Source organism: Stenotrophomonas sp., from assembly GCF_050737075.1.
Lineage (GTDB): Bacteria > Pseudomonadota > Gammaproteobacteria > Xanthomonadales > Xanthomonadaceae > Stenotrophomonas.
This window is the reverse complement of sequence record NZ_JBOHXV010000006.1, coordinates 75,424-83,064: the sequence shown is the minus strand read 5'-3', so window position 1 is coordinate 83,064 and position 7,641 is coordinate 75,424. Positions and strand designations below refer to the sequence as shown.

Annotated in this window: 9 protein-coding genes; 6 read left to right on the top strand and 3 right to left on the bottom strand. The window is 64.3% G+C overall.

What is annotated here, in order from left to right; genetic code table 11:
• Positions 1-241: 241 nt before the first annotated feature.
• From ACREPD_RS02620 to ykgO, 3 genes are all read right to left on the bottom strand, one after another.
• Positions 242-1,279, bottom strand: a complete 1,038-nt coding sequence (locus tag ACREPD_RS02620; protein WP_431597843.1) for an agmatine deiminase family protein — start codon at positions 1,277-1,279, stop codon at positions 242-244.
• A 43-nt stretch (positions 1,280-1,322) separates the two neighbouring features.
• Positions 1,323-1,649 carry a hypothetical protein gene (locus ACREPD_RS02615; protein WP_431597842.1) on the bottom strand — a complete coding sequence of 109 codons (327 nt, stop codon included), beginning with the start codon at positions 1,647-1,649 and terminating at the stop codon, positions 1,323-1,325.
• Positions 1,650-1,829: 180 nt separating this feature from the next.
• Positions 1,830-1,955 carry a type B 50S ribosomal protein L36 gene (gene ykgO, locus ACREPD_RS02610; protein ID WP_017355593.1) on the bottom strand — a complete coding sequence of 42 codons (126 nt, stop codon included), beginning with the start codon at positions 1,953-1,955 and terminating at the stop codon, positions 1,830-1,832.
• Positions 1,956-2,148: 193 nt separating this feature from the next.
• On the opposite strand from ykgO, the gene cmk reads away from it, so the two are divergent.
• From cmk to ACREPD_RS02580, 6 genes are all read left to right on the top strand, one after another.
• The gene (gene cmk, locus ACREPD_RS02605) at positions 2,149-2,829 is read left to right on the top strand and encodes a (d)CMP kinase (RefSeq protein WP_431597841.1); all 681 of its coding nucleotides are present in this window, start codon (positions 2,149-2,151) and stop codon (positions 2,827-2,829) included.
• Positions 2,830-3,023: 194 nt separating this feature from the next.
• Entirely contained in the window at positions 3,024-4,709 is a 1,686-nt protein-coding gene (gene rpsA, locus ACREPD_RS02600; protein ID WP_421569619.1) for a 30S ribosomal protein S1, read from the top strand.
• 89 nt (positions 4,710-4,798) lie between these two features.
• Positions 4,799-5,104 (top strand): integration host factor subunit beta, encoded by a 306-nt coding sequence (locus ACREPD_RS02595; protein ID WP_017355596.1) that lies wholly within the window; start codon positions 4,799-4,801, stop codon positions 5,102-5,104.
• 74 nt (positions 5,105-5,178) lie between these two features.
• On the top strand, positions 5,179-5,463 hold the full coding sequence (locus ACREPD_RS02590) for a LapA family protein (RefSeq protein WP_431597840.1): 285 nt from the start codon (positions 5,179-5,181) through the stop codon (positions 5,461-5,463).
• A 6-nt stretch (positions 5,464-5,469) separates the two neighbouring features.
• A complete protein-coding gene (lapB, locus tag ACREPD_RS02585; RefSeq protein WP_431597839.1) occupies positions 5,470-6,648 on the top strand; it encodes a lipopolysaccharide assembly protein LapB in 1,179 nt (392 codons plus the stop codon).
• A gap of 3 nt (positions 6,649-6,651) precedes the next feature.
• Complete coding sequence (locus ACREPD_RS02580) at positions 6,652-7,626, top strand: MraY family glycosyltransferase (RefSeq protein ID WP_431597838.1); 975 nt, start codon at positions 6,652-6,654, stop codon at positions 7,624-7,626.
• Positions 7,627-7,641: the final 15 nt, after the last annotated feature.

Below are 7,641 nucleotides of genomic sequence, written 5' to 3'. Positions count from 1 at the left end.
TCCGGCGTTTGATCTACCGTGGCCACCGACATACCGGCGAGGGTTGGCGGGGGCGGGTTTGCGGGACTGTAGAAAACATGGATGTTTTCTACAAGCCTCCAAGGACGGATTCACGGCGTGTCCCGCAAACCCGCACCCGTCGGCCCAGCTCAGACCGTGCGACGGCCACCGGCTGTTCGCCCAAAACCAAAAGCGCCGGGCAGAGCCCGGCGCCAAGGAACCTATCTACTACCGACGTGCTTTATGCAGCCAACAAGCCCGCCGGCAACTGCATGGTGATGCAGTGCAGGCTGCCGTTCTGCCAGATCAGCGAGCGGCAGGGGACCTGCACGATCTCGTGGTTCGGGTAGGCCTGGGCCAGTACGTCGCGGGCCGCGTCGTCGGCCACGTCGCCGTAAGCCGGCATCAGCACCGCGCCGTTGAGGATCAGGTAATTGGCGTAGGACGCGGCCAGGCGGCGGCCTTCGTCGAGCACCGGGCGGGCCCACGGCAGCGGGAACAGGCGGTATGGCTGGCCGTCGGCGGTGCGCAGCGCCGCCAGCTCGTTGCCCATCGCCTGCAGCTCGGCGTAGTGCGAATCGGTGGCGTCATCGCAGGCCTGGTAGACGATGCTGTCCACCGAGGCGAAACGTGCCAGCGTGTCGATGTGCGCGTCCGTGTCGTCGCCTTCCAGGTAGCCGTGGTCCAGCCACAGCACGCGGTCCTGCGCCAGCCAGTTGGCCATGTCCGCGCTGAGCGAGGCGCGGTCGCGGTCCGGGTGACGTTCGTGCAGGCACTTCCAAGTGGTCAGCAGGGTGCCGGCGCCGTCGGTTTCGATCGCGCCGCCTTCCAGTGCGAACGGAATGCTCTGCAGCTCGGCATTGGCGAACAGCCCGGCCGCATGCAGCACGCCGACCAGCTGGTCGTCCAGGCTTGCCTCGAACTTGCCGCCCCAGCCGGTGAAGCGGAAATCGAGCAGGCGGAAGCCGCCGTCCGCGCGCTTGAGCGTGATCGGGCCGGAGTCGCGCAGCCAGGTGTCGTCGTACTGCGCCGTGACAAAACGCACGCGGTCGGTATCGATCCGATTGGAGCGCAGGCGCGCGTCGGCGTAGGCCTCCAGATCGTCATCGGCCACGATGATCACCACCGGCTGGAAGCGGGTGATGGCCGCGACCAGCGCGATGTAGGTGTCCTCGACGTCACCCAGGCGGTCGGCCCAGTCGGTGTCGGCGTTGGGCCAGGCAATCAGGATGGCGGACTGGGATTCCCATTCGGCCGGAAAACGGAGCGTGTCGTTCATGGTCTCGGTGCGATGGCCCGCCGTGCGGCGGGCGTAGTAGGGGTCAGCGGATCGGCGGGCGCGGGCCGACTTCGTTCGGGTCGGCCTTGTTGGCCACCACGTCGATCACCTTCTGCTTCTCGAAGTAGACGGTGAACATCGGGTAGACCCAACGGTTGATCGTCGGCCACTGGCGCTTCTGGCCGCCACGCGGTTCCAGCTTTTCGGTCGGCTCGCCGAAGCGGCCCAGCACCTGGCTGGCGGTCTCGCCGCGGACCGGCACCACCGGGGCCACCTGTTCCTTGGTGCGATCAATCAACAGCGTGTCGGCATGGGCGCCGGCGCAGGCCAGCAGGGCAAGCAACGGCAGGGTGGTCAGGTGACGCTTCATCTCGATCTACTCCCCAGTCATCAAGAAAGGAGTCACGACCGACGGTCGTGACCAACGACGGCGCCACGACACGATGGTCGCGACGTACCCGGCGATTACAACAAAATTGGCAATAAAAAACCGCCCGGAGGCGGCTTTTTATTCAGGCAGGTCGCGACCAGAGGTCGTGATGCCCTGGGCTCAGCGCTGGCGAGCCTTGAAACGCGGGTTCGACTTGCAGATCACGAAGATCTTGCCGCGACGACGGACGACCTTGCAGTCGCGGTGACGGGACTTGGCCGACTTCAGGGAAGACAGGACTTTCATTGCATACCTCGGCGTAAACGTGGATTCAGTTGGAGCGCGGCCGCGATATGCAGATGACAATCGGCAGGTGACGCCCGTTCAAGCCCGCCATTCTACCGGGGTTTTTTCCATCCTTTCAAGTGGTTGCACCAAAAAGGTCTTCGGAGGGGTCGGGCAGGGGCTAGAATAGGGGGTCAAATCCACAGGGAACCCCATGAACCAGCCATCTCCCGTGCTCACCATCGACGGCCCGTCCGGGGCCGGCAAGGGGACCGTCAGCCGCATTGTCGCACGCCGGCTGGGCTGGCATTACCTGGATTCGGGCGCCCTGTACCGCGCCGTGGGCGTGGCCGCCAGCTGGGCCGATATCGACACCTCCGACGCCTCGGCGCTGGTCCGCTGCACCTTCGACACCCATGTCCGGTTCGTTGAAGCGACCGACGGCAGCCTGCGTGTCATCGTCAATGAGACCGACGCCACCGATGAGCTGCGGCTGGAGACGACCGGCGCCCTGGCCTCGGCCATTGCCGCCATTCCGGAGGTCCGCGCCGCGCTGAAAGAGCGTCAACGCGCATTCAGGGTTCTGCCCGGCCTGGTGGCCGACGGCCGCGACATGGGGACCGTCATCTTCCCCGACGCCCCATTCAAGGTCTTCCTGACGGCCAGTGCCGAGGAGCGCGCCGAGCGCCGGCATAACCAGTTGAAAGACAAGGGGGTTTCTGTTAACTTTGATGACCTCCTGCGCGAGATCATGGCCCGCGACGCCCGTGATGCACAGCGCACAGTGGCGCCCCTGAGGCCGGCAGACGATGCCGTCGTCATCGACACCAGTGGTATCGGCATCGACCAAGTCGTTGCCAAGGTACTGGATCTGCTTCCGGTTTCGGGTGCCTGATCCGTTGCAAGGAGGCCGTCAATCCATCGGCGGCAGTCGCACCAGCGTAATGCAGTAAAAGCTCCGTCCCGCAATGATGCGTGGCGGTTTTCCTACTTCACACACGACCTGCATTTCCGGGGTCGACCAACAGGCGGGCAGTAAACGGAACCCTCGCGGGAACCAATGCCCATGTGTCCAACAGAGTAAATCTAATGACCGAATCATTTGCCGAACTGTTTGAAGCCAGCCAGGCCAATCTGGCCAAGCTGAAGCCGGGCGCCATCGTCAGCGGTGTTGTCGTTGAAGTCCGCGGCGACGTCGTGGTGATCAACGCCGGCCTGAAGTCCGAAGGCATCGTGCCGATCGAACAGTTCCGTAACGACGCCGGCGAAATCGACGTTGCCGAAGGCGACGTCGTCAAGGTCGCCCTCGACTCGCTCGAGAACGGCTTCGGTGAAACCGTCCTGTCGCGCGAGAAAGCCAAGCGCGCCATGGTGTGGGACGAGCTGGAAGAAGCCCTGGAAAAGAACGAAACCATCACCGGCCGCATCAGCGGCAAGGTCAAGGGTGGTTTCACCGTGGACATCAAGGATGTCCGCGCGTTCCTGCCCGGTTCGCTGGTGGATGTGCGCCCGGTGCGCGACCCGGCTTACCTGGAAGGCAAGGAGCTGGAATTCAAGCTCATCAAGCTGGACCGCAAGCGTAACAACGTCGTGGTCTCGCGCCGCGCTGTCGTCGAAAGCGAGCACTCGGAAGAGCGCGAGCAGCTGATGGACAAGCTGCAGGAAGGCGCGATCCTGAAGGGTGTCGTCAAGAACCTGACCGATTACGGCGCATTCGTGGACCTGGGCGGTATCGACGGCCTGCTGCACATCACCGACATGGCCTGGAAGCGCGTGCGCCATCCGTCCGAAGTCGTGAACGTCGGCGACGAGTTGGACGTCCGCGTGCTGAAGTTCGACCGCGAGCGCAACCGCGTTTCGCTGGGCCTGAAGCAGCTGGGCGAGGATCCGTGGGACAACATCGCCCGTCGTTACCCGGCCAACAGCCGCGTGTTCGGCAAGGTCTCCAACGTCACCGATTACGGCGCATTCGTCGAGATCGAGCCGGGCGTCGAAGGTCTGGTGCACGTTTCCGAGATGGATTGGACCAACAAGAACGTCAACCCGTCCAAGGTTGTGCAGGTCGGTGACGAAGTTGAAGTCATGGTCCTGGATGTCGACGAGGAGCGTCGCCGCATCTCGCTGGGCATGAAGCAGGTTGCCGCCAATCCGTGGGAAACCTTCGCTGCCATCCACAAGAAGGGCGACAAGGTGTCGGGCCAGATCAAGTCGATCACCGACTTCGGCATCTTCATCGGCCTGGACGGCGGTATCGACGGCCTGGTGCACCTGTCCGACATCAGCTGGAACACCACCGGCGAAGACGTGGTCCGCAACTACAAGAAGGGCGACAACCTGGACGCCGTCGTCCTGGCCGTCGATCCGGAGCGCGAGCGCATCAGCCTGGGCGTCAAGCAGCTGGAGCAGGATCCGTTCGGTCAGTACATGGCTGCCAACCCGAAGGGTTCGAAGGTCGAAGGCGTGGTCAAGGAAGTGGACGCCAAGGGCGCTACCATCGAACTGGCTGACGGCATCGAAGGTTACGTTGCTGCTCGTGACGTTGCCAACGAGCGCGTCGACGACGCGACCCAGTTCCTGAAGGTCGGCGACAAGGTTGAAGCGAAGTTCGTGGGCATGGATCGCAAGGGTCGTACCCTGCAGCTGTCGATCAAGGCCAAGGACGACGCGGAAATGCGCGAAGTGCTGGAGGAATACCAGTCCTCTTCGGCTTCGAGCGGCACCACCCAGCTCGGCGCGCTGCTGCGCGCACAGCTGAACGGCAACAAGTCCGAGTAATCGGCCTTACCCGTAGCCGTAGTTTCCTGGACGGCCCGGACAATTGTCCGGGCCGTTTCAGGGTTTGAGACCCTCGACGCGAGTCCGCAATGACCAAATCCGAGTTGATCGAAATCCTGGCGCGCCGGCAGGCGCATCTGAAGTCGGACGATGTCGATCTGGCGGTAAAGTCGTTGCTGGAAATGATGGGCGGGGCGCTGGCCGGCGGGGATCGCATCGAGATCCGCGGGTTCGGCAGTTTTTCGTTGCACTACCGGCCGCCCAGGCTGGGGCGCAACCCCAAGACCGGGGAATCGGTCGCATTGCCGGGCAAGCATGTCCCGCATTTCAAACCGGGCAAGGAGCTGCGCGAGCGCGTCAGCGCCGTCGTGCCGCTGGAAAGCGATCCAGCCTGACTCTCTTTGACGGACTGGTAGAGCGGACGGTTACTCCGCTACTCTCTAACCCATCCGGGACCAGGAGCTACCACATGAAACTCGCACGTCTGTTGATCCTGCTTGCCGTCCTGGTGGCCGGGCTCATCGTTGGTGCCCTCAATTCGCAGGACATGACCCTCAACCTGGGGTTTACTGCCATCCATTCCAGTACCGGCCTGGCGATTACCGTCGCCCTGTTGACCGGTGCGATCATCGGTGCGGGCCTGGTCATGGTCGGGCTGGTGATTCCGTTGTATTCCAAACTGCGCAGAGCGCAGAAGGCGGCTCCGGCCGTCGCCCCCGTGGCATCCTCTTCTTCTACTTTCGACGGACGCTGAGCGCCGATGGAATTTGTCTCCGAGTGGTTCTGGTTTTTCCTGTTCCTGCCGCTGGCTGCGGTCTCCGGCTGGGTGATCGGCCGGCGTGGCGGTCAGCGCCATGGCGACAACCAGGTCAGCCGTCTCTCCAGCACCTACTTTCGTGGCCTGAACTACCTGCTCAATGAGCAGCCGGACAAGGCGATCGAGCTGTTCCTGCATATCGCCGAGCTGGACAAGGAAACCTTCGAGACCCAGGTCGCGCTGGGCCACCTGTTCCGCCGCCGTGGCGAGGTCGACCGCGCCATCCGGCTGCACCAGGGCCTGGTCAACCGCACCGACCTGAGCGACGCACAGCGCGTGCAGGCGCTGCTGGCACTGGGCGAGGACTACATGAAGTCCGGCCTGCTGGACCGTGCCGAGACCGTGTTCACCGAGCTCGCCCAGATCGACCAGCGCGCCCCGCAGGCGCTCAAGCACCTGATCGGCATCTACCAGGCCGAGCGCGAGTGGGAGAAGGCGATCGACAACGCCACCCGTTTCGAAGAGGTCACCGGCGAGCCGATGGGCAAGCTGGTGGGTCAGTTCGAATGCGAACTGGCCGAGCGTTACCGTGGCGCCGGCAAGATCGATGAGGCAAGGGCGGCCATCGCCCGTGCCTACCAGGCCGATGCCATGTCGGTGCGTGCCGGCATCATCGAGGGCCGCCTTGAAACCGACGCCGGCAATGCCGAGGCGGCGGTGCGCGCCTTCGAGCGCGCGGCCCGCAACGACCCCGAGTACCTGCCCGAAGTGCTGCAGCCGCTGATGCAGAACTACCGCAAGGTCGGGGACCTGGGCGGCGCGCGCGCATTCCTGTCGGAAATGACCGAGCACTATCGGGGTATCGCCCCGGTGCTGGCCTTGACCCAGTTGATGGAAGAGCAGGAGGGCGTCGCGCCTGCCCGCGCCTATCTGGGGCGGCAGCTCAAGGATCGTCCGTCGGTGCGCGGCGAATCGGCCCTGATCGACCTGACCCTGGCGGAGGGGGCAGACTCCACCGCCACCCTGCATGACCTCAAGCACATCACCGACCAACTGCTGGTTCGCAATCCCGCCTACCGCTGCACGCGGTGTGGCTTCGGCGCCCGTACCCATCATTGGCAGTGCCCAAGCTGCAAGGAATGGGGCACGGTCAAGCCGCTGCTGAACTACGCGGTGCTCTAAGCCATGCCGTCGGTCTGGATGATCGGGCTGCCGGCGGTGCTGGCAGTCGCGGCGGCGCTCACCTGGTGCGCGCGCCACTACGCGCTGCGGCGCAACCTGCTCGATCAACCGGGCGAGCGACGCAGCCACGGCGTCGCCACGCCACGCGGCGGCGGTATCGCCATTGTGCTGACCCTGCTGCTGGCGATCGCCGTGGCGGCCGTGGCCGCGCCCGCCGCCAGGGTCCCGCTGCTGGTGTTCGGGCTGGGGCTGGTGCTGGTCGCCGGGATCGGCTGGTGGGATGACCACCGGCCGCTGCCGGCGGTGCGCCGGCTGCTGGTGCACCTGGTGGCCGCAGCGCTGCTGGCCGGCCTGGTCTGGCAGGCGACCGGCAATCCCTGGCAGACCCTGCTGGCCCTGCTGTTTACGACTTCGTTGATCAACATCTGGAATTTCATGGATGGCATCAACGGGATTGCCACCAGCCAGGCCATCCTCGCCGGTGTCGCGTTCGCCTTGGTGCTGCCCGGTCCCCTGGCCCTTGCCGGTATCGTCCTGGCGCTGGCCTGCCTGGGCTTCCTGCCGTTCAATTTTCCGCGCGCGCGGATCTTCATGGGCGACGTCGGCAGTGGCGCGCTGGGCTATGCCGTGGCGGGGCTGGTCTGCCTGGCCAGCGTGGCCACCACGGTGTCCTGGCTGCTGCTGCTGGTGCCGCTGACGGCCTTCCTCGTGGACGCGGGCTTCACACTGCTTTCGCGCATCCTGTCCGGACAACGATGGATGGAGGCCCACACCCAACATCTGTATCAGCGTGCCGTCAAAGGTGGTGCAGGGCACACTTCGATTACCGGAATGTATTTTGTTTTTGGTTTGTTCAGTATTACAGTGTTTAATGCTTGCAAGAATTTGCAGCCGAGGTGGGAGGCTGCCGTGGCCCTAGCGTGGATACTCCTCGCGACCGGTCTTTGGCTACTCCTGCGCAAGGGAATGCGCAACTAAAAGGATCGCTTGTTT

Bases quoted from the DNA above. Each gene is read 5' to 3' on its own strand.
- ACREPD_RS02620 (WP_431597843.1), bottom strand. From the start codon at position 1,279: ATGAACGACACGCTCCGTTTTCCGGCCGAATGGGAATCCCAGTCCGCC.
- ACREPD_RS02615 (WP_431597842.1), bottom strand. From the start codon at position 1,649: ATGAAGCGTCACCTGACCACCCTGCCGTTGCTTGCCCTGCTGGCCTGC.
- ykgO (WP_017355593.1), bottom strand. From the start codon at position 1,955: ATGAAAGTCCTGTCTTCCCTGAAGTCGGCCAAGTCCCGTCACCGCGAC.
- cmk (WP_431597841.1), top strand. From the start codon at position 2,149: ATGAACCAGCCATCTCCCGTGCTCACCATCGACGGCCCGTCCGGGGCC.
- rpsA (WP_421569619.1), top strand. From the start codon at position 3,024: ATGACCGAATCATTTGCCGAACTGTTTGAAGCCAGCCAGGCCAATCTG.
- ACREPD_RS02595 (WP_017355596.1), top strand. From the start codon at position 4,799: ATGACCAAATCCGAGTTGATCGAAATCCTGGCGCGCCGGCAGGCGCAT.
- ACREPD_RS02590 (WP_431597840.1), top strand. From the start codon at position 5,179: ATGAAACTCGCACGTCTGTTGATCCTGCTTGCCGTCCTGGTGGCCGGG.
- lapB (WP_431597839.1), top strand. From the start codon at position 5,470: ATGGAATTTGTCTCCGAGTGGTTCTGGTTTTTCCTGTTCCTGCCGCTG.
- ACREPD_RS02580 (WP_431597838.1), top strand. From the start codon at position 6,652: ATGCCGTCGGTCTGGATGATCGGGCTGCCGGCGGTGCTGGCAGTCGCG.